This is a genomic window from Moraxella caprae DSM 19149 (assembly GCF_000426885.1).
Taxonomy (GTDB): Bacteria; Pseudomonadota; Gammaproteobacteria; order Pseudomonadales; family Moraxellaceae; genus Moraxella; species Moraxella caprae.
In genome coordinates this window covers 1-21,262 of record NZ_AUGF01000036.1, presented here as the reverse complement: position 1 = coordinate 21,262, position 21,262 = coordinate 1, and the positions used below count along the sequence as shown (strand labels likewise).

The following is a 21,262-nucleotide window of genomic DNA, read 5'->3' as shown; positions in this document are numbered from 1 at the left end:
CTTTACAATCAATTGAATATCCATAACATTCAACTGTTTTGTAGTGACTACTGGAAATCTTACCTTGAAGTCATTCCAAAATCAAAACATATGACAAGCAAAGCTCAAACTTTTACCATAGAGGGCTATAATAGTCTCATTAGGCATTTCACAGCAAGATTTAGAAGAAAATCAAAATGTTACTCTAAATCCGAGAAAATGATAGAAAACACTTTGAACTTACTGTTTGCTAAGTGGAATGGAACTTTGAATTATGTATTTTAGTTTAACAATGCCCTAAAATCAAATAATCAAGGCAAATTGGTTAAAGTGAAATAATTCTGCCAAGTCTATCTATAAAAAGCCCTGTTCTAAGACAGGGCTTTTGGATTTTTATTACGCCCAACGCCTAAACACCAAACTAGCATTCGTCCCGCCAAAGCCAAAGCTGTTCGAAATGGCATAGTTCACACCACTTACCGCCCTTGCGGTATGGGGAATGTAGTCAAGCGTACAGGCAGGGTCTGGGTTGTCTAGGTTGATGGTGGGGGGTAGGGTTTGGTGCTGTAAGGCAAGCACGGTAAAGATGGCTTCTATCGCTCCTGCCGCCCCGAGCAAATGCCCTGTCATGGATTTGGTGGAACTCACCAGAATGTTTTTACCAAATAGGCTTTCAATCGCACTGCTTTCTGCCACGTCCCCTGCGGGGGTGGACGTGCCGTGGGCATTGATATAGCCGACTTTGTCGGCACTGATGCCGCCGTCTGCTAGGGCATTTATCATCGCACGTTTTGCCCCATTGCCGTCTGTCGGTGGGGCGGTGATGTGGCTTGCATCATCGCTCATACCAAAACCCGCCACTTCTGCCAAAATCGTTGCCCCACGAGCCTTGGCATGGGCAAGACTTTCTAGCACCAACGCCCCTGCTCCGTCCCCAAGCACAAAGCCATCTCTGTCCTTATCAAAGGGGCGAGACGCTCGGGTGGGTTCATCGTTGCGAGTGGATAGGGCGTGCATTGCCCCAAAGCCTGACAGTCCAAGCGGTGTGCTTGCCTTTTCGCTACCGCCCACCAACACCGCATCCAAATCGCCATAGGCGATGAGCCTTGCCCCAAGCCCGATGGCGTGCGTGGATGTGGTGCAAGCGGTGGACGTGGCAAGGTTTGCCCCTTTTAGGTTGTGGCGAATGGCGATGAGTCCTGCGGGCATATTGACGATGGAGCCTGGGATGATAAAAGGTGAGACTTTTTTTGCCCCGTTATCACGCAGGGTATCTCGGCTATTTTCAAGGGTTTGTATGCCACCAATCCCTGACCCCATCGCCACACCAAATCTCTCGCTGTCCACATTAACAGGCAAACTTTCGCCCTTAATGCTATCTATCAGTCCAGCGTGATACAAGGCTTGGGCGGACGCAACTTGGGCGTAGTGCACAAACTCATCAAAACGGCGAATCTCTTTGGGGTTCAAAAACTCTTCGGCATTAAAATCCTTAACCAGCCCTGCAATCTTTGAGCGAAACTCACTCATCTCCAAGCCGTCAAAATCAGGTACGGCACGAATACCGCTCACGCCGTTTGTCAAGTTTGCCCAAATGGTGTCCAAATCATTGCCCACAGGGGTAATCGCCCCCATGCCTGTGATGACCACCCGTTCGTGGTCAGGGCATGTGTGGTGCGGGGCTTTGGCAGGGCGTGTTAATGAAGTCATGGTATTTTCCCAAAAATTTTGTTACAAATTGGCTTAGGGCGTGTTGAATATTGGTATTTGCAATGAAAAATGCCTGTTTAAAAAAGCAGGGGAATCGCACGTTTTTCAAGGAAAAAACTTGAGGCTGATAGTCATTCTATCAGACAAGTTTTCGCCTTCGAGCCACAAGATTTAGCCATTTTTCATGCAAAAATTGATAAAAGCGTTAAATTTTCATCTTATTTTATAAAAATGCAATGTTCAACACGCCCTATTCTAGCACGTTTTTACAAAATTTAAAGTTTACATTTGTATAATTTTCAAATTATTTGCCATGACGTTCTTTTAATTTGTCAAGCACGTCCGCCCACGCCAAGTCGGACGCTTGTAGTAGTACCGTCAAATGATACACCAAATCGGACGCTTCTGATACCGTCTCGTCTTTGTCTTGCACGGTGGCAGCAAGGGCGGTTTCCACCCCTTCTTCGCCTACTTTTTGGGCAATGCGTTTGGTGTCTGTGGCAAATAATTGGGTGGTGTGGGATGAGTTTGAGTCGGTAGTTTTTCGCTCATTGATAAGTTTTTCTAAATTTGCCAAAAACACCAAATCTGGCATATCCGATTTGTCAAAACAGCTCACCACCCCCGTGTGGCAGGTCACCCCCACAGGATTGACCAAGATTAGTAAACTGTCGTTGTCACAGTCCAAGCCCATTTCCACGACTTTTAAAAAATTGCCCGAAGTTTCGCCCTTGACCCACAGCCGATTTTTGGTGCGAGAAAAAAGCACACCACGCCATCATTTATCGTTTTTTTTCAATGATTCTGGATTCGTATAGCCCAGCATTAAGACTTGGGCGGTGCGATAATCTTGGATAACAACGGGTAAAAGATTGTCCACTTTTGCCCAGTCTATTTGTTGAATGTTTAGCATTTTTTACTCTCTTTAACTGTATTTTGGTATCATTATTGGTTATGTAAAGGCGGTGCGTGGTACGCACCTTACGGTTATCTTATTGATTTTATTAAAATTATAATCTAACCCCCACCCCCATATCTTTTAAATACGCCTTTAATTCCCCAATGCCAATTAGCCCCTTATGAAACACACTCGCCGCTAACGCCCCGTCCACATTGGCTTGCACAAATACATCATAAAAATGGCTCATTGCCCCTGCCCCGCCTGACGCAATCAGTGGCACAGCACAAATTTCACGCACTTTGGCAAGCTGTGCCACATCGTAGCCAGCCTTTACGCCATCTTGGTTCATCACATTTAGCACAATCTCGCCCGCCCCCAAATTTTGCACCTCACGCACCCAGTCCGCCACCTGCCATTCGGTTTTTTTGGTCTTTTTTTCATCGCCCGTATATTGGGTTACCCAATAAATCCCCGTGCTTTCATCGTGCCAACTGTCAATCCCGACCACCACCGCCTGCACGCCAAAGCGTTTGGCAAGCTCGGTAACCAGACTTGGATTTTCAAGGGCGGGCGAATTGACCGAAATCTTGTCCGCCCCATACTCAAAAATCATTTCGGCATCGGCAAGGGTGCGAATGCCCCCCGCCACACAAAAGGGAATGTCAATGACCCGTGCCACTTCACGCACCCACGCCTTGTCCACCGTCCGTCCGTCTGACGATGCCGAAATGTCATAAAAAACCAGTTCGTCCGCCCCTTCATCGCTATAAAACTTGGCAAGTGGCACAATGTCGCCAACAATCTCGTGATTTTTAAATTGCACGCCCTTGACCACTTGCCCGTTTTTGACATCAAGACAAGGAATAATACGTTTGGCTAATTCATTTTTTTGTTTTAACATTTTATTGCTTCCTTTAAATAAACTTTCCCTTCTAATAATGCTCGCCCGACAATAATACCACTCACGCCTGTATTTTTAATCGCTTTAATATCATCAAGATTGCCAATACCACCCGATGATTGGATTTTTAAAGTGGGGTATTTTTTTATTAAGTCTTGATATAGGGCAACATTAGAACCCGTTAATGTCCCATCTTTACTAATGTCGGTACAAAGAATATGAATTAAGCCTACTTCCAAATATTCATTGATAATATCATCAAGCAATACCCCGCTATTTTCTTGCCAACCGCTAATGGCAATATAGGGGTTATTGTCAATGACATTGACATCAAGGGCAAGGACAAATTTATCCGCTCCATAAGTATTAAACCACGATTTAACCAGAGCCTTTTCTTTAATTGCCAATGAACCAATTACCACCCGTCTTGCTCCAATGTCAAATAAAGCTTTAATTTCGCTCTCAGTTCTAATACCGCCCCCGACTTGAATGTCGGCACTCGTTTGTTTAATGATTTGTCCAATCAAATCAATTTGGCGTTTGTTTGGGTCTTTTGCCCCTGTTAAATCCACAAGGTGCAAATAAGTTGCCCCATTGTTAATATATTCTTGGAATTTTTTAATCGGGTCAAAGTCATAACTCGTTTGTTTGGCATAATCGCCTTGATGTAAACGCACAATTTGCCCATCTATTAAATCAAGGGCAGGAATAATTAAGCTCATTTATACATTCTCCACAAAGTTTTTTAATAATTGCAAACCCACTTTACCAGATTTCTCTGGGTGAAATTGCATTCCAAAAAAATTGTCTTTATTCACAATGGCACTAAATGCTTGCCCATAATGGCTTGTGGCAAGGGTAAATTCATTGACACCCATTGCATAACTATGAACAAAATAAACAAAATCGCCATTGTTAATGTCTTTAAACAAAGGATGGTTTATCTCATCAAAATACAGTTTATTCCAGCCCATATGTGGTAAGGGTAATTCGCCCACTTCTAGCTTATGTGTAGCATTGCCAATTAAATTTAAGGTATCAATTTTGGCAGTTTGCCCCTCAAGAGAATACTCGCCCAATAATTGCATTCCCAAACAAATGCCAAGCGTGGGTACTTTGATTTGTCTAATGGTGTCAATTAAGCTTTTTTTGGCAAGTTCATTCATTGCAAATTCGGCTGTCCCTACCCCCGGTAATACCACTTTATCGGCAGATAAGATGACTTCTTTATCGTCCGAAATAATCGGGGTAATATCTAAGCGTTCAAAGGCGAATTTAACCGAAGTTAAATTAGCACAGCCCGTATCTATAATTACAAGTTTCATTTTTTATCCTGTTTAATTAAAATCATATCATTCATTTATTTTAATTTTTTGGTGTGTAGGGGCTTAGCTTGGCACGCCCTGAAAATAATATTCTGATAACTGGGCGTGTGCAACACGCCCCTACAAATCCACTCAAAAAATAATCAATAAACAATTTAAAAATCACAAAACCCCTTTACTACTCGGCAATTCATTACCTTCAATTCTAATACATTGTCTGAGTGTTCTGCCAAATACTTTAAATAGGCTTTCTATTTTGTGGTGGTCATTGTCGCCTTTGGCTTTTAAATGCAAAGTTGCCCCCATTGCCACCGCCAATGAATAAAAAAAGTGTTCGGTCAATTCGGTGCTAAAATCGCCCACTTTGTCTCGGCTAAATTTGCCTTTAAATTTTAAAAACGGTCTGCCCGACAAATCCATCGTGCATTCGGCACGGCATTCGTCCATTGGCAAAACAAAACCAAAACGGGCAATGCCTTTTTTATCGCCAATCGCTTGTTTTAATGCCTGCCCAAAGGCAATGGCGGTATCTTCTACCGAATGATGTTCATCAATCCACAAATCGCCTTTGCAGTTAATGGCGACTTTAAATCCACCATGCGTGGCAATTTGGTCTAGCATATGGTCAAAAAAGCCAATGCCTGTTTTAATGTCATTCACGCCTGTCTCATCAAGCCAGACTTGCACTTTAATGTCGGTTTCTTTGGTGGTTCTAATCACTTCGCCATAGCGTTTTTCTCGCTCGCCAATATTGGTAACGGCTTGTCCCAATAACTTTTCGCTAATTAAATTCCAATTTAAATCATTAGGATTGTATTTAAGTCCAACAATACCCAAATTATCGGCAAGCTCAATGTCGGTATCTCTATCGCCAATCACAAAGCTACTCTCTTTATCAAATAAATTATTATCAATATAAGATTGTAATAGTTTGGTTTTTGGCTTTCGGCAGTCGCAATCATCGTCTTTAAAATGCGGACAAATCAAAATATCATCAAAGACAATGCCTTGTGATGTAAAAATATCCAGCATTTTATTGTGTGGTTTATCAAAATTTTCTTGGGGGAAACTGTCTGTCCCAAGTCCATCTTGATTGGACACCATCACAAATCGGTATTTTTTTTGTAATGCCAATAGGGCGGGAATTACACCTTTTTCTAATTTTAATTTTTCCAAACTGTCAATTTGAAAATCGGTTTTGGGTTCGTCAATCAAAGTGCCGTCTCGGTCAATAAATAGGGTAGGTTTCATTTGTTGCTCCTTTAAAAAATAACTTGGGTTTAAGCGTAAGGTGCGTAATACGCACCTTACGAGTGCAAAAATTAAAATTTCTTTAACGCATTAATTAACGCCAAATTTTCCTTATCCGTACCAATGCTAATACGAATACAATTTGCCAAATTTAAGGCGGTGTGTTGGTTTCTGGCAATAATGCCTTGTTCCCAAAGTGTGTCAAACACCGCTTGACCGTCTTTAAATTCTACCAAAATAAAATTGGCAACACTTGGGTAAATGTTTTGCACAATTTCTAAGTTTGATAATTCATTTTCCAGCCAAGTTTTATTATCAAGCGTTATCGTTACTTTATCTTGCATTGCTTGAATGCCAGTATCTGATAAAGCACTCTCGGCAATTAAAGCACAAGGCGTGGGAATGGGATAAGGGGCGATGATTTTTTGTAAACTTTGGATAATCCATTCATTTGCCAAAATAAAACCACAGCGAATGCTTGCTAAGGCAAAGGCTTTTGAAAGCGTGCGAATGATGATTAAATTATCAAAATGATTTAATTCATCTACAATACTGTTATCCACACAAAAATCAATATAGGCTTCATCAACCACCACAACCGCTTTGTTTTTGGTCATATCAAGTAATTGGATAATATCATCTTTGTTTAATAAATTGCCCGTGGGATTATTGGGGCTACACACAAAAATTACTTTGAATTTATCCAAATTCTTTTCAATTTCAGCTAAATTTAATTGAAACTCAGCCGTTAAAGGCACGGTTTTGGTGTTGATATTAAGCGTATCGGAGCTGACCTTATACATTCCATAAGTGGGCGGACAATATAAAACGCACTCATCATTTTCACAAAAGGCACGGATAATCAGCTCAATGCCTTCATCGCCACCCCGAGTGATTAAAATTTGATTGGCATTCACCTTTGCATAATTGGCATAGGCAGTTATTACGCTTTGCGGTTGCGGTTCAGGATAACGATTTAGATTATCTAGGTTTAAATGATTTAATAACTCATTGGGCGAAAGTGGGCATTCATTGGCATTTAACCAAATTGTGCCATTACCGCCAATTTTACGGGCGGATTGATAAGGCGTTAGGGTTTGTACGCTTTTTTTAATTAACTTTTGCATTGTATTTTCCTATGGCTATTCTATATTTTGGTATTTAGAAATAGGATAAACCGTAAGGTGCGTACCAAGCACCATTAAAGTATTTTTGTTTAAACGGTGCGTTATACGCACCTTACAATCGCATTTTATTTTCCTTGTAATTCGTCCAGTCTGACCGTTACTGCCAATTTATGAGCGTCTAATTGTTCGGCACTTGCCATTTGAATGACTGTATTCGCCAAATTTTTAAAACCGTCCACGGACAATTCTTGCACGGTCATTCGTTTATAAAAGTCCGCCAAACCAAGCGATGACTGGGTGCGGGCGTAGCCATAAGTCGGCAGGGTGTGGTTGGTGCCACTGGCGTAGTCGCCCATACTCTCAGGCGTGTACGCTCCCAAAAACACCGAGCCTGCATGGGCGATGTCGTCCAGATATTGACGGGGATTGTCGGTATTGATAATGAGATGCTCAGGGGCGTAAGTATTTGAAATTGCGACACATTCTGTCAAATTATCAGCGATGATGATACGGCTTTTGGCAAGGGCAAGGCGTGCGGTGTCGGCTCGGGGGAGCGTTTGTAATTGGCTCTCAATCTCGCCCAGCACCTTATCGGCTAAGACGTGGCTGTCGGTCAGTAAAATCACTTGGCTGTCCGCCCCGTGTTCGGCTTGCGAGAGTAAATCGCTTGCCACAAAGCTAGGATTGGCAAAATTATCCGCAATTACAAGCACTTCCGATGGGCCTGCGGGCATATCAATGGCGGTGCCTGTCATTAGCACTTGGCGTTTGGCTTCGGTAACAAAGGCGTTGCCCGGCCCAAAGATTTTGTCCACTTTGGGAATGCTGTCCGTGCCGTACGCCATTGCACAAATCGCCCCAGCTCCGCCCACCGAGAAAATCTCGTCCACGCCACAGCGTTTGGCGGTGTATAGGATTTCATCGCAAATCGGGGCGGGCGAGCAAAGGACGATTTTTTTGCACCCTGCGATTTTGGCAGGAATGGCAAGCATCAAAACCGTTGAAAACAAAGGGGCAGAGCCTGCTGGAATATACAGACCTACCTTTTCAATCGGGCGAGTGGCGACAGAACAGCGAACGCCCACCATTGTTTGGGTGTCAATGGGCGTGGGGATTTGGGCGGTGTGAAATTTGTGAATGTTGGCATAAGCGGTGTCAATGGCGGATTTTAGGTCATCGGATAAGGCGTTTTGGGCATTGTCAAGTTCGCTTGGGGCGATTTTTAGGCTGTCCAATTTGACTTTATCAAACTTTTCGGCAAGGGCAAACAGAGCAGTATCCCCTTGATTTACCACTTGATTTTTAATATCAGCGACAATGGCGGTAATCTCATCGCCAAGCGTTTGGGCGGGGCGAGTTAGGGCGGTTTGGCGTTCGGCTTGGTTTAGATTTTTCCAGATTAGGGTTTGCATAGATTTCTCTTTAAAATCAGTTAATTAGGTGTAATTGGTAAGGTGTGTGCTTTTTTAATAACCGTATTCACCATTTAAAAAATCATTGTCCAAAACGGTGCGTAATGTGCACCTTGCGATTGATGATAAATTATTGAATTAAATCATCATTTTTTCAATGGGCAACACCAAAATAGAACTTGCCCCCATTGCTTTTAAATTTTCCATCGTTTCCCAAAACAATGTTTCTTGGCTGACGATATGCACCGCCACCTTGCCGTCATCTTGGGCAAGGGGCAAGATGGTCGGATTTTCGGCACAGGGCAGAAGTTTGACAATCTCAGGGAGCTTGTCTTTGGGAGCGTGGAGCATAATGTATTTGCTTTCTTTGGCTTGCTCAACACCTGTCATTCGGGTTAGAAGTTTGTCCACTAGGGCTTGTTTTTCGGCGGATAATGGCTCACTTTTGCCAATTAGGCAAGCCTTTGAGCGGTAGATAACTTCCACTTCTTTTAAGCCATTGGCTTCTAAGGTTGCCCCAGATGAGACCAAATCGCAAATGGCGTGGGCGATGCCTGCACTGGGGGCGACTTCTACCGAGCCTGTCAAAAGGCAGTTTTTGAAGGGGACGGCATTTTTGTCCATATAGGCTTTTAAAAGATTGGGGTAGCTGGTGGCAATACGGGCATTGGCAAGGCTTGTAAGCCCCCTGTAATCAAAGTCTTTTGGCACGGCAAGCGACAGACGGCATTCGCCAAATTCAAAGACTTTAAGTTTGTTAAAGCTGGCGGTTTCGCCCTTGTTTTGGCGGTCAAGCTGGCATTCGTCCAGCACATTTTCGCCCACAAAACCCAAATCCGCCACGCCATCAAACACAAGGGCGGGAATGTCATCGTCTCGCACCCGAAGTAGTTCAATGGGCTGATTTTTGGCATAGACGATGAGACGGTCTTTGTTGTAATGAAATTTGATACCGCACGCCTTTAATAAGTCTTGGCAATCGGTGCTTAATCTGCCTGATTTTTGAATGGCGATTTTTAGACGATTCATAATTTTTCCTTTAAGATTAAAAAACAAAAAACCCTTGAAATTGCTTTCAAGGGTTGATACCGTCTTTTGTGCCATCGCCTTGAAAGTCTTTTTTCTTTCAAGCAAAACCACACGCCCAAAAGAAGCTTAGGAGTGATGGTGATGATGACGGGTGGCGATAACGGGGTAATTCATGATAAATAGATATAAAAAGTTTTTAATATAGGCGTTATCATAAGATATTTTTTGCTAAATGGCAAGCGTTATTTTTGTAAAATGTTTGATGCTTTTTAAATTGGTGATGGGGTATGCTTGTATTTTCACCTTATTTTATAATTGGCTCTGGTTCAAAAAGTATGTTATAAAGAAAGCCATTCGTGGTGAGCTATGCCTGCTCATAACGATTTTCCTACTCGCAGGCAGGCTCAGGGGGAACGGAAAACCTAGTTTGGCATACTTTTTAGACTAATACCTTATAATTTAATAAAAACGGTAACAATGACAAGCATGCCCTAATGTTGACATGTCCCAACCATAACCATAAATCCCCCAATCGCTTGGGGGTTTTATGGTCATTTGTTAAAAGACAGGATTATTTGCGGTCTTCTACCTTAACAAAGGCACGGTGCGTCTCGCCAGTATAACGCTGACGTGGACGACCGATTTTGAAGGCTTCTGAGTGCATTTCTGTCCAGTGAGCAATCCAGCCTGCCGTGCGAGCTAGGGCAAAGATAACAGTGAACATAGACGTTGGAATGCCAATCGCTTTTAGGATGATGCCAGAGTAGAAGTCTACGTTTGGATAGAGCTTACGCTCAATGAAGTAGGGGTCGTTTAGTGCGATTTTTTCTAGCTCCATAGCAAGGGCAAGCTTGGGGTCATTTACGCCCAAGGCACCTAACACTTCATCGCAAGTCTCTTTCATGACTTTGACACGGGGGTCAAAGTTCTTATAGACACGGTGTCCAAAGCCCATGAGCTTGGCTTCTTTGGTCTTAACTTTTTCCATGAATGGAGCAACATTTTCGATAGAGCCAATCTCATCAAGCATGGTCAATACCGCTTCGTTGGCACCACCGTGTGATGGCCCCCATAGGGCAGCGATACCTGCTGCGATACAGGCATAAGGGTTGGCACCTGTTGAGCCTACCAAACGTACGCTTGATGTTGATGCGTTTTGCTCGTGGTCAGCGTGTAGGGTAAAGATTTTGTCCATCGCTTTGACCAGTACAGGGTCTGGCTTGTAATCTTTGTCGCCAGGGGTGGCAAACATCATATATAGGAAGTTTTCGGCGTAGCTAAAATCCTTGCGTGGATACATGAACGGCTCGCCAATTGAGTATTTGTAGCTCATGGCAGCAAGCGTTGGGGCTTTTGCAATCAAGTCCACACAAGTGTCATCACGATGTTGTGGGTCTGAGATGTCTAGGTGGTTGTGATAAAACGCTGACAACGCACCGACCACGCCAAGCATAATCGCCATTGGGTGGGCATCACGGCGAAAACCTTCAAAGAATTTACGCAACTGGTCATGTACTGCCATGTGGCTTGTGATGCGTGCGTAGAATTTGTCTTTTTCTTCGGCGTTTGGCAAGTCGCCATAGAGTAGGGCGTAGCAGACTTCTAGGTAGTCAGCATTGTCCGCCAAATCGTCAATGGCATAGCCACGGTGCAAAAGCTCGCCTTTGTCGCCGTCAATATAAGTGATTTTGGATTCTACGGGGGCGGTCGCCATGAATCCTGGGTCGTATGTCCAAAGACCTGCTTTTGCCACCGCACTTACGTCCAATACAGGGCGACCCAAGGTGGATTCTAGGACTGGCATTTCATATTCCGTGCCGTCCACGACTAATTTCACTTGTTGTGTCATAATAATAACCTTAATTTAATGGTGCCTAAATCCTGACCCAAAAGCCTTATCCTGCTTGGTTTGGGCTAATTTGGCATTGTGAATTTGCATGCTGGCAGGTAACCGAGCATGATGTCCTTGGTCTTGTTGGTCGCTGAATTCCTTGCAACGTGCGTCCGTTTGCCAAAGCAAAGGCATATTGCTCATCATCGCCATCAAGTATCATGATGATACAAAAACTTTGCCAAACTTACAAGCCCTAGCACGATAAATTCCTTAAAAAATTGTAATTAATCTCCAAACCCTTACACTCATTCACTTTTTTGCCTAAGCTTATCTTGTTCCGACCGTCCAAATCGTAAAAACCTTAGCCATCATACGGATTTTTTGACATATTTTGTAACAATATTATCGTCAAAGTGGTTAAAATTTTAGCAAAAAATTTGACGTCGGTTACATAAAAGTTGTAATTTTGTTTGTAAAATTTGTTCAAGCGTTTTATAATTTATCTGTTTAACTTGGCAGGTCATTTTAAAAAACGATAATCAATTTCATTGTCAATAGGGTAACACGACATTTGATAAATTTTGTAATAAGTTTTGTGATAAGTTTTTTGATAATTTCACAAAAAATTTAACAAAAAGTTTGGTAAAAGCCTGTGAAATTTTACCGATAAATGCTCTCAAATGTGCTGTTTGGACAAGGTTTTTAAAAGATTAAAGATTTTTAATGATTTGTAAAAGTAAAAATAGCGAAGTGTTTAAGCCTGATGGCTTTTGCATGGTTGCTTGGCACGCTGACACTGCGTGACACAAGCGACATTGATTTAACGCTGTGTTCAGACTTCTTATTTTTAAAGATAGCCTGACGGTGTGATTTTTTGCGTTTAAAAATTTAAAATATCTTTCTATATAATATTCATGATGCTCATGCCGACTTATGTAGGGTAACTCATCAGATTTGGCGGATAAAACCAAAACCGATATTTTAAGTTTTTAATTTTACAATTGAAAGGCCGTTTTGTGTTTTAATTGTGGCAAAAATCACCCAAAAAGCCAGCTCTCCTTGCCGTCTTGTTCGTTTTGTACGGCTCATTTTGATAAGGACGCCCGCTCGTGAAAGATAACCGACCGATTAACTTACCCCTAAGCCAAGTGATTGCGGTGAACTCAAAGTCCCCAATCGCTATGGCTTCTATCTTGCACCGTGTATCAGGCATTGTGTTGTTTTTGCTTGTGCCTGTCATGCTGTGTATTTTACAGACATCACTGTCATCGCCAGAAGGGTTTGAGACGGTGCTAAATAATATCGCCCTTAGGTTTGTGGCGTGGATTTTTGTGGCGGCGACCGCTTACCATTTTGTCATGGGAGTTAAGCACTTACTTGCTGACCTTGGCATGAACGAAGAGTTCAAATCAGGTAAGACGGCGGCGATTGTGAGCTTTGTTATCGCATTTGTCTTGATTATTGCGTCCTTTGTGTGGGTGATGTTCTAATGAAAAGAAACAATTCAGGCATTAAAAGTGCCACAGGTCTGACAGGTTCAGGCTCTCGTGATTGGGTGCTACAACGTATCAGTGCGGTGGTGCTTGCCCTTTATTCTGTGGTGTTGGTAGGATTTTTCCTATTTAATCAAGTGGATTATCAAGCATGGCATGGCTTTATGATGAGCTTGCCCATGAAGTTATTTAGCCTTGTGGCGATTTTGTCGCTCGTGTTTCACGCATGGGTGGGTATGTGGACGGTATTTACCGACTATGTCAAATCGTCAGGACTGCGTATTGCTCTACAAGGCGTGGTCATTGTTGCCATTTTGGCGTATCTGTTTTGGGGTGTGATGATTTTTTGGTAATTTTCCAAAATCGTCCTTTTTAAATATTCATAGGAAAAATAATTATGGCATTAGCACCAGAAAAACCCATTGAAAATATCCCCACCCTAAACTTTGACGCGGTCATCGTTGGCGGTGGCGGTTCAGGCATGAGAGCGTCCTTACAGCTCGTTGAAGGCGGTATGAAAGTTGCCGTTTTGACCAAAGTATTCCCAACCCGTAGCCACACTGTTGCCGCCCAAGGGGGTATCGGTGCGTCATTGGGTAACATGAGTCCTGACAACTGGCATTTTCACTTTTATGACACCGTTAAAGGCTCTGACTGGCTGGGCGACCAAGACGCCATTGAATATATGTGCCGTGAAGCCCCAAAAGTCGTGTACGAACTAGAACACATGGGCATGCCGTTTGACCGTAATGCAGACGGCACGATTTATCAGCGTCCGTTTGGCGGACACTCTGCCGAATACGGAGCAAAACCTGTTCCCCGTGCGTGTGCGGCAGCCGACCGTACAGGACACGCTCTTTTGCACACTCTGTACCAAAAGAACCTAGAAAAAGGCACGCAGTTTTTTGTGGAGTGGATTGCCCTTGACCTTATTAAGGACGCTGACGGCAATATCAATGGCGTGATTGCCCTTGACCAAGAAACAGGCAACATCTCAGTATTCCAAGCTCAGACCACAATCCTAGCAACAGGCGGTGCAGGACGTATTTTCCGTGCCTCAACCAACGCCTACATCAACACAGGGGACGGTCTTGGCATGGCGGTGCGTGCAGGCATTCCATTACAAGACATGGAATTTTGGCAATTTCACCCCACAGGCGTGGCAGGAGCGGGCGTGCTTTTGACCGAAGGCTGTCGTGGTGAAGGTGCGATTTTGCGTAACAAGCATGGCGAGCCGTTCATGGAGCGTTATGCACCGACACTAAAAGACTTAGCCCCCCGTGATTTCGTCTCTCGTTCTATGGACCAAGAGATTAAAGAAGGTCGTGGCTGTGGTCCAAACGGCGACTATATTTTGATGGACATGACGCATTTGGGTCTGGACACCTTGATGAAGCGTTTGCCGTCTGTGTTTGAGATTAGCCATAACTTTGCTAACGTGGACATCGCCAAAGAAGCGGTGCCTGTTGTGCCTACCATTCACTACATGATGGGCGGTATCCCAACCAACATTCACGGTCAAGTAACCGTGCCTGTGCTTGACGGTCATGTGGACGAACAAGGTCTATATACCGAAGGTCGTGTGGTCAAAGGCTTGTACGCCATTGGCGAATGTGCGTGCGTGTCAGTACACGGTGCAAACCGCCTAGGCACGAACTCATTGCTTGACTTGGTGGTGTTTGGTCGTGCGGCAGGTCAGCATATCCTAGATGAATTTGCCAAATCAGACCGCAGTTATAAGCCACTTGACCCACGAGTGCTGGACTACACGCAGTCTCGTCTTGACAAGCTACAAAACTCTACCGAAGGCTACAACGCCCAAGAAGTTGCCGATGAAATTCGCAACATCATGCAGTCTCACGCTGGCGTGTTCCGTACGCAGGCACTTATGGACGAAGGCGTAGAAAAAATCATGGCACTGGCTCCAAAAGTCGCCCAAATCCACCTAAAAGACAAATCAGCCGTCTTTAACACCGCTCGCATTGAGGCACTCGAAGTTGCCAACCTTTACGAAGTGGCAAAAGCGACCATGCTATCGGCGTCCTTGCGTCATGAATGCCGTGGGGCTCACAGCGTGCTAGATTATGAAAAGCCAGAAGATGACAGCTACGCCCCACTAGGACGTAACGACCATGAGTGGATGAAGCATACGCTATGGTACTCTGAGGATAACTGTGTGATTTATAAGCCTGTACGCAAACAGCCTTTGACCGTGGACTACTGTGAACCACGAGTGCGTACGTTCTAATTTTGACAAATTGATAAGTTGGGTGTAAAAGCCCAACTCATACAGATGAATTTGCAAAATGTGTCATTTCAAATTTAAATTAGGTCTTTTTTAACAAAAACAGTTAAAAATCCCAAATTCCCAATGGAGAAACCCATGAGTCGAGGCAAACGCATTGTAGAGATTTATCGCTACGACCCAGACAAAGACAAAGCCCCTTATATGCAAACATATGAGATTGAGCTACTAGATACCGACCGTATGTTGCTTGACGTATTATTGCGTCTTAAAAAGATGGACGAAACCTTGACATTCCGCCGTTCATGCCGTGAGGGTATCTGTGGCTCGGATGGTATGAACATCAATGGCAAAAATGGCTTGGCGTGTCTTATCAACATGAACACCTTGCCTGAGAAAATCATCGTTCGTCCCCTACCTGGTTTGCCAGTCATCAAAGACTTGGTGGTGGACATGAACCAATTCTACGCCCAGTACGAGAAAGTTCATCCATTTTTAATCAACTCACAACCTGCTCCGCCAAAAGAGCGTTTGCAGTCGCCAGAAGACCGTGAGAAGATGAACGGACTTTATGAGTGCATCTTGTGTGCGTGCTGTTCTACGTCTTGTCCGTCATTTTGGTGGAACCCAGATAAGTTCTTGGGGCCGTCAGCCCTACTTAACGGCTACCGCTTTATCATCGACAGCCGTGATACCGACACTCAAGCTCGTCTGGCCAGGCTTGATGACCCATTTAGCTTGTTCCGCTGTCGTGGTATCATGAACTGCGTGTCTGTCTGCCCTAAGGGTCTAAACCCCACTAAGGCTATCGGTCATATCCGTAATATGCTTCTAGACGCTGGTGGCTAAATCAGTTTGGTGCTTTTTAAAACCGTGCTTATTTAAGTGCGGTTTTTTTATTGTAAATTGGGTTTGCTTTTTGTGTTGTGAATGATGTCCAAACCACAAAAGTACCACAAACGCCATTTTGAGCGTGGGTGTGTCATACGCACTTTGTGATTATGAATTGGGGCGATTTTAAATTTATCTGAGTAACACCTATTTCCTTTGCATTATTTGGTGAATATATGTACAATGGTTTAAATTTTTTTTGACTGATAATTTATTTTTTTGGCATCGGTTTTTCCAAAAATTAGGTTTTGAAAGATGTTATAAATATTTATATAATTTTTATATAATTATTTTTCATATATCAGTAGGGAGGCAAATATGAGTGCAATCAAAAGAAAAATCCTATTTTTCTTTGTTTTTTTACCCATACCCATCATTTTATCTATAAAGCCCATTACTAATGTTGTGCAGGGTGCTAAACATATCCCAATAAACCTCCCTGATGGTTTGTCTTATAATGTTAATAATAAAAAAGTTGCAAGAGTCTATGTCAGGGATAATCATGGTAGGGCATATAGTGCAAAATGTGGCGAGTTTGTTGGCACAGAAAATGCCCTTTGCTCTGATAAAAAAAATTTTGGCTATGATTTTACTGGTCATGGTGTTAGTATTGTCTCGTTTACAGATAGAAAGAATAATAATATTAATGATGTTATTATCCTTAGAGGTAAGTTTGTCAACCAAACGACCCAAGAAATCATCTATGTTTCTACGCCAAAGAGTGATATAGATAGAGTAAAAAAACACTTTGAAAGAAAAAGTGGGTATGTAGATTTATTTTTGATTTTTATCATATTTTTTATCTATATTGATTTAATTTTTAGCAAAGATAAGGAGCAAGCAAAATGACAGCATTTAATTACGCTAAGTTAAAGTTTGGTGTTACTGCCAATGTACTTAATCAAGAGATTAGTGCCAATAATTATAAAGAAAGTGGTGAGGCATATGGCATAACTACTGATTCCAAGAATATGGGTTATGCTGTAACCATCTTAGGTGGATTTGGCGACTTTGGCGATTTGGCAAAGAAAGCCAGTTTTGCAAAATATGGATATTTAGGTAATTTAGCTAGTGTAGGTCAGGTTGGTATCAACCTTTTGGATAATAATGGTGATGTTGGTAGTTTGACTGTTGGGGATGCTTTGGCTATTATGGCTGTTGTTACTACACCAGTCCCAGCGTTATCTTTGGCGTTTACCATTGGAGGGGCGGCGTATGCAATGCACGAAAGTCAAAATGGGGCAACCAAATTAAGGGATATTGGTAACGGAGTTAATAATAAAATATCAGATGTGGCAGACCAAATCGCTAATAATGTTGGCGAAACTGCCATTAACGCCCATAATGCTGTTAGTAATGGTATTGATAGTACAAAAAATGCCTTTAATAGTGTTGCCTCTGGTGAATTATTCAAAGACTCTATGGATAAAATAGCCCCCACAATTGGCAACACCGCCATAAATACCCACAATGCCATCACTAACGGTATCAACAATACCAAAAACACATTTAATGATATCACCTCTGGTAAAGCATTTAGAGATTCCATAGACAAACTCGCCCCCAAAGTTGGCGAGGCTGCCATCAATATGGATAAAGCCATCAATGAGGCAATGGCAAATGGTGCTGAGAAAGTTAATAATGCCATCCAAAAAGCCACTGATGCCTATAAGACTGCCGAACAAAAAATCGCAGATGCCTACAAAACCGCCGAACAAGCCCTTAAAGATGGTGTAAAAAGTGCTGAGGAGGCAGTTAAGGAAGCTACTCAAAAGGCTGAGCAAATCGCCAAAGATTTGGCTAAAGAGGTCTCCGAGACTTTCAAAGAAGTCTCCGATAACCTTGCTGATGCTTTTGATAAATATAGACAAGCCGCCGAAGATGCTTTTAATAAATGGAAACAGCAAGCCGAAGACTTTTTTGATGACTTTAAACTTCCCAACCCCTTTGATGACCTCCCTGATGACCTCGCCGAAGCCTTTGCCAAATGGACAGGTATCAACCGCTCAGGGTTTCATTATTTCTATGATCCACTGGCATTAGACCTAGATGGTGATGGCATAGAGACGATTGCTCATGATAAATTAAAGAAAGCGGTGTTTGATCATGACGGTGATGGCATTGCTCATGCGACAGGCTGGGTGAAAAAAGATGATGGTATCCTTGTATTAGACCGCAATGGCGATGGTGTTATTAATGATGGGCGAGAGGTGTTTGGTGACAGCACGATTTTGAGGACAGGTGAGACCGCCAAGCACGGCTATGAGGCACTTGCCGACCTAGACAGCGATGGTAATGGCAAGATTAATGCCGATGATGCCAAGTTTAATGAGCTTAGAGTATGGCGTGATTTGGACAGTGACGGCGTGAGTGATGTTGGGGAGTTATTTGGACTTCATGAGCTTGGCATTGGTGCATTAAACCTTGATTATCAAGAGGTGGACAAAAACCTGACAGGAGGCAATAAACTGACTCAGCTTGGCAGTTATGAGAAACATGATGGCAAAACACAGGTGTCATGGGCGATGTGAATTTTAACTTTCATGGTGTGTACACCAAACATCTCGATGGTGTAAAAAATACAGATGACAGATTGCCAAATCTACAAGGCTCTGGGCGTGTCAGAAATCTAAGCGAGGCAATGACACTATCTTCTGAGCTTAGAAATATCATCGTCAATTACCTAAATGCCAAAAGCAAAGAGGAGCAGCTGTCAATGATGGACGGCTTGCTCAAAGCGTGGGCAAAAACCGATCCTGATTATCAAGATTATGAAAAAGTCGATTTTCTTGTCGATGAGAAGCTCTAGTTCCCAAAAAGGTGCGGTGGGCATTGCAGGCAGTGGCGGTGCTACAATAATTGATACAATGGGCATGGCAGAGTTTGATAAAATCAAATATAAAATTGGTGTTATCGATAGTTTCATGAGCACAAAAACAGATAACATGTTTTATGCTAACGTCAAAGACTTTGAAAAAACAACCAAAATTATCAATGATACTTATGATAAACTCATTAAGTCTGTTTATAGTGGACTCTATCCGCAAACTGTTCAGAATCGTTATGGCGATTTGATAGATATTGTGGTAGATGTCAAAGATGGTAATATTCTGTTTGGTTTGGACATTAACCGACTGGTGAGCGACTTTAAGGCAAGGTTAGATGTAGGTGGTCAAACCGCAATGTCTGCCTTTGGCGATATCATGGAGTATTTTGCTTATCTTCAAGTGCAAACACAACCTAACATGGTTGGCAGAGATAAGTTGGTTAATTTGATAGAGCATGTTGTATCTAGCGTGCCAAAACATGAATTGGATGGTTGGATAAATGGTATTGATTTTAAGATTGATAGAGAATTACCAATTAAGATGGGCGATGCACAGGATAATAATTTAAATGGCGGTGCTGTGTTTGCAGGTGTTGGTAATGATCGGTTGACTGGAACTAAAAATTCTGACCTCCTATTTGGTCAAGATGGTAACGACACCCTAGACGGTGGCAACGGCGATGACATCTTAAATGGTGGTGCTGGCGATGATTATTTAAGCAATTCAGGTCATAAAAATGGCAATGACACTTACATCTTTAGTGGTGATTATGGTAATGACATCATTCATGAATCTGATTCAAATGTCTCTAAAGAACGCCATCAAGACACCATCCGTTTTACAGATGTTAATCTGTCTGCAGTTCAAGTCTTGTTAAAAGGTCAAGATTTAATCCTTAAAACATCAGACTCAAATAGTGTTACCATTCAAAACTTCGAGTACGGTGACTCTTATCATATTGAAAACTTCGAATTTGCTGACCAAACAGTCAGTCTTGCCGAACTGATGGCAACAAAAGTTGCCACCTATCACGGCACAGATAATAACGATAATCATAATATAGCGCAATGGAAATCTCAGAGCATCGCCCATCTGGGTGCTGGCAACGACGTTTTCAACGCTACTGGCGGCAAAACTGAAGTCTATGGGCAAGATGGCAATGATCGTGTTACGACAGGTGCTGGCAACGATGTTTTAGATGGCGGTAATGGCAGTGACACCCTAAATAGCGGTGCTGGCGATGACCTCCTATTTGGTCAAGATGGTAACGACACCCTAAATGGCGGTAACGGCGATGACATCTTAAATGGTGGTGCTGGCGATGATTATTTGCAAGGAGGTGCAGGAGCGGACACTTTTGTGTTCTCTTTGGATGTGGGTTTGGTGGTAGATGTTAGCCAGATTGGATTTGATAAAATTGCTGATTTTGATCTAAAGCAAGGAGATAAGATTGATCTAACAGGACTTTTTGCTGACAAATCAATCATGGACAATTTTGGTGATTATATTCATTTTGAGAAATCAGGTACCAAAAATATTACGATGATGATTGATATTGATGGTAAGGATGAGATGTTTGAAAAAATAGCAATCGCTGATATATATTCAAATAACATCGATGGTGTGTTGAACCAACTCAATCAGGGTGAAGGTTTGATTTTGTAAAGTAATCATAAAAATAAGGCATCATCAAATGCCTTATTTTTTTTATGATTAAAGCGAATTATTCCATACCATATTTTTGAGAAATGGTTTTTATCTCGCCATTTTTGACTAACTCATCAATGCCTTTATTGAGTGTTTGTGGTAGTTTGGTGTAGTTTGGTGTTATTTTTGTTGGCTAAAAAGTGCAGTTGGCTTTGTCGGAGTAGGGTGTGATTTTTTTTGCTTGCATCCCTTTTTATGTCTGATAAAGGGTTAGGGTGATACTTGCTAGTTTTGGGTTATCAGCAAGATAGAAGAATACAGGTACTTTGGCATAATAGGCATTGGGTGTACCGTATTTTGATGTGCACTTTTCGGTTTGGAAAATGGCAGTGGTACCATATCGCTGATTCTAGAATAGACATCCTGCAAAACTACCCAATCCACCCAAACACGAGCTTTACCCTAAGTTCAAATCTTGCCAATGATTTACGATAGGTGGTTGAGAACATTTTAAAGGCCTTAAACTTGGCAAAGATATGTTCTACTCTCACCCGTGTTTTAGACAATAATGCGTTATAATCTTTGGCTTCTTGTACAAGTGGATATTTCTTAGTTTGTTTTAGTGGCGTAAAGGCTTGCTTGTATAAATGCTGTATGCCTTGATAACCACTGTCTGCTAGGATAAACTT

Annotated in this window: 22 protein-coding genes and 1 other annotated feature; of the genes, 9 read left to right on the top strand and 13 right to left on the bottom strand. The window is 42.5% G+C overall.

Annotated elements, in window-relative coordinates; genetic code table 11:
• Positions 1-264 (top strand): IS1 family transposase (locus K941_RS16855; protein WP_167539599.1); only part of this gene is annotated, 264 nt, incomplete at its 5' end.
• A gap of 111 nt (positions 265-375) precedes the next feature.
• On the opposite strand, the gene fabF is transcribed toward K941_RS16855, so the two are convergent.
• The 12 genes from fabF to K941_RS0109430 form a co-directional block, all read right to left on the bottom strand.
• Positions 376-1,689 carry a beta-ketoacyl-ACP synthase II gene (fabF, locus tag K941_RS0109485; RefSeq protein WP_029103431.1) on the bottom strand — a complete coding sequence of 438 codons (1,314 nt, stop codon included), beginning with the start codon at positions 1,687-1,689 and terminating at the stop codon, positions 376-378.
• Positions 1,690-1,993: 304 nt separating this feature from the next.
• Entirely contained in the window at positions 1,994-2,458 is a 465-nt protein-coding gene (gene hisIE, locus K941_RS15420; RefSeq protein WP_208854372.1) for a bifunctional phosphoribosyl-AMP cyclohydrolase/phosphoribosyl-ATP diphosphatase HisIE, read from the bottom strand.
• 9 nt (positions 2,459-2,467) lie between these two features.
• On the bottom strand, positions 2,468-2,602 hold the full coding sequence (locus K941_RS18005; protein ID WP_265596824.1) for a hypothetical protein: 135 nt from the start codon (positions 2,600-2,602) through the stop codon (positions 2,468-2,470).
• A 97-nt stretch (positions 2,603-2,699) separates the two neighbouring features.
• Positions 2,700-3,491, bottom strand: coding sequence for an imidazole glycerol phosphate synthase subunit HisF (gene hisF / locus K941_RS0109475; RefSeq protein WP_029103430.1), 792 nt, complete (start codon positions 3,489-3,491; stop codon positions 2,700-2,702).
• Complete coding sequence (gene hisA / locus K941_RS0109470; RefSeq protein ID WP_029103429.1) at positions 3,485-4,213, bottom strand: 1-(5-phosphoribosyl)-5-[(5-phosphoribosylamino)methylideneamino]imidazole-4-carboxamide isomerase; 729 nt, start codon at positions 4,211-4,213, stop codon at positions 3,485-3,487. Before hisA ends, hisF begins: the two co-directional genes overlap by 7 nt.
• The gene (hisH, locus tag K941_RS17775) at positions 4,214-4,816 is read right to left on the bottom strand and encodes an imidazole glycerol phosphate synthase subunit HisH (protein ID WP_029103428.1); all 603 of its coding nucleotides are present in this window, start codon (positions 4,814-4,816) and stop codon (positions 4,214-4,216) included.
• A gap of 162 nt (positions 4,817-4,978) precedes the next feature.
• Positions 4,979-6,067 (bottom strand): bifunctional histidinol-phosphatase/imidazoleglycerol-phosphate dehydratase HisB, encoded by a 1,089-nt coding sequence (gene hisB, locus K941_RS0109460; RefSeq protein ID WP_029103427.1) that lies wholly within the window; start codon positions 6,065-6,067, stop codon positions 4,979-4,981.
• A 71-nt stretch (positions 6,068-6,138) separates the two neighbouring features.
• On the bottom strand, positions 6,139-7,194 hold the full coding sequence (hisC, locus tag K941_RS0109455) for a histidinol-phosphate transaminase (RefSeq protein WP_029103426.1): 1,056 nt from the start codon (positions 7,192-7,194) through the stop codon (positions 6,139-6,141).
• Positions 7,195-7,319: 125 nt separating this feature from the next.
• A complete protein-coding gene (gene hisD, locus K941_RS0109450) occupies positions 7,320-8,606 on the bottom strand; it encodes a histidinol dehydrogenase (RefSeq protein ID WP_029103425.1) in 1,287 nt (428 codons plus the stop codon).
• Between the two features lie 138 nt (positions 8,607-8,744).
• A complete protein-coding gene (gene hisG, locus K941_RS0109445; protein ID WP_036388053.1) occupies positions 8,745-9,635 on the bottom strand; it encodes an ATP phosphoribosyltransferase in 891 nt (296 codons plus the stop codon).
• A gap of 22 nt (positions 9,636-9,657) precedes the next feature.
• Positions 9,658-9,780, bottom strand: a sequence feature (His leader region).
• A gap of 426 nt (positions 9,781-10,206) precedes the next feature.
• Positions 10,207-11,484: a citrate synthase gene (gltA, locus tag K941_RS0109435; protein WP_029103422.1), complete on the bottom strand. Its 1,278-nt coding sequence runs from the start codon at positions 11,482-11,484 to the stop codon at positions 10,207-10,209.
• Positions 11,485-11,499: 15 nt separating this feature from the next.
• A complete protein-coding gene (locus K941_RS0109430; RefSeq protein WP_029103421.1) occupies positions 11,500-11,679 on the bottom strand; it encodes a hypothetical protein in 180 nt (59 codons plus the stop codon).
• 899 nt (positions 11,680-12,578) lie between these two features.
• Between K941_RS0109430 and sdhC the strand changes: the two genes are divergently transcribed.
• The 8 genes from sdhC (at position 12,579) to K941_RS18000 (ending at position 20,591) form a co-directional block, all read left to right on the top strand.
• Positions 12,579-12,959, top strand: coding sequence for a succinate dehydrogenase, cytochrome b556 subunit (sdhC, locus tag K941_RS0109420; RefSeq protein ID WP_029103420.1), 381 nt, complete (start codon positions 12,579-12,581; stop codon positions 12,957-12,959).
• Positions 12,959-13,315 carry a succinate dehydrogenase, hydrophobic membrane anchor protein gene (sdhD, locus tag K941_RS0109415; protein ID WP_029103419.1) on the top strand — a complete coding sequence of 119 codons (357 nt, stop codon included), beginning with the start codon at positions 12,959-12,961 and terminating at the stop codon, positions 13,313-13,315. The genes sdhC and sdhD overlap by 1 nt, the downstream gene beginning before the upstream one ends.
• 41 nt (positions 13,316-13,356) lie before the next feature.
• Positions 13,357-15,210: a succinate dehydrogenase flavoprotein subunit gene (gene sdhA / locus K941_RS0109410; RefSeq protein WP_029103418.1), complete on the top strand. Its 1,854-nt coding sequence runs from the start codon at positions 13,357-13,359 to the stop codon at positions 15,208-15,210.
• A 135-nt stretch (positions 15,211-15,345) separates the two neighbouring features.
• Positions 15,346-16,056 carry a succinate dehydrogenase iron-sulfur subunit gene (locus K941_RS0109405; RefSeq protein ID WP_029103417.1) on the top strand — a complete coding sequence of 237 codons (711 nt, stop codon included), beginning with the start codon at positions 15,346-15,348 and terminating at the stop codon, positions 16,054-16,056.
• Positions 16,057-16,416: 360 nt separating this feature from the next.
• Entirely contained in the window at positions 16,417-16,947 is a 531-nt protein-coding gene (locus K941_RS0109395) for a hypothetical protein (protein WP_029103416.1), read from the top strand.
• On the top strand, positions 16,944-18,629 hold the full coding sequence (locus K941_RS16470) for a hypothetical protein (RefSeq protein ID WP_051226001.1): 1,686 nt from the start codon (positions 16,944-16,946) through the stop codon (positions 18,627-18,629). Before K941_RS0109395 ends, K941_RS16470 begins: the two co-directional genes overlap by 4 nt.
• Positions 18,617-18,907 (top strand): hypothetical protein, encoded by a 291-nt coding sequence (locus tag K941_RS16465; RefSeq protein ID WP_051226000.1) that lies wholly within the window; start codon positions 18,617-18,619, stop codon positions 18,905-18,907. The genes K941_RS16470 and K941_RS16465 overlap by 13 nt, the downstream gene beginning before the upstream one ends.
• The gene (locus tag K941_RS18000; RefSeq protein ID WP_029103415.1) at positions 18,870-20,591 is read left to right on the top strand and encodes a calcium-binding protein; all 1,722 of its coding nucleotides are present in this window, start codon (positions 18,870-18,872) and stop codon (positions 20,589-20,591) included. The genes K941_RS16465 and K941_RS18000 overlap by 38 nt, the downstream gene beginning before the upstream one ends.
• A 413-nt stretch (positions 20,592-21,004) precedes the next feature.
• On the opposite strand, the gene K941_RS0109380 is transcribed toward K941_RS18000, so the two are convergent.
• Positions 21,005-21,262 (bottom strand): transposase family protein (locus K941_RS0109380; RefSeq protein WP_029103163.1); only part of this gene is annotated, 258 nt, incomplete at its 5' end.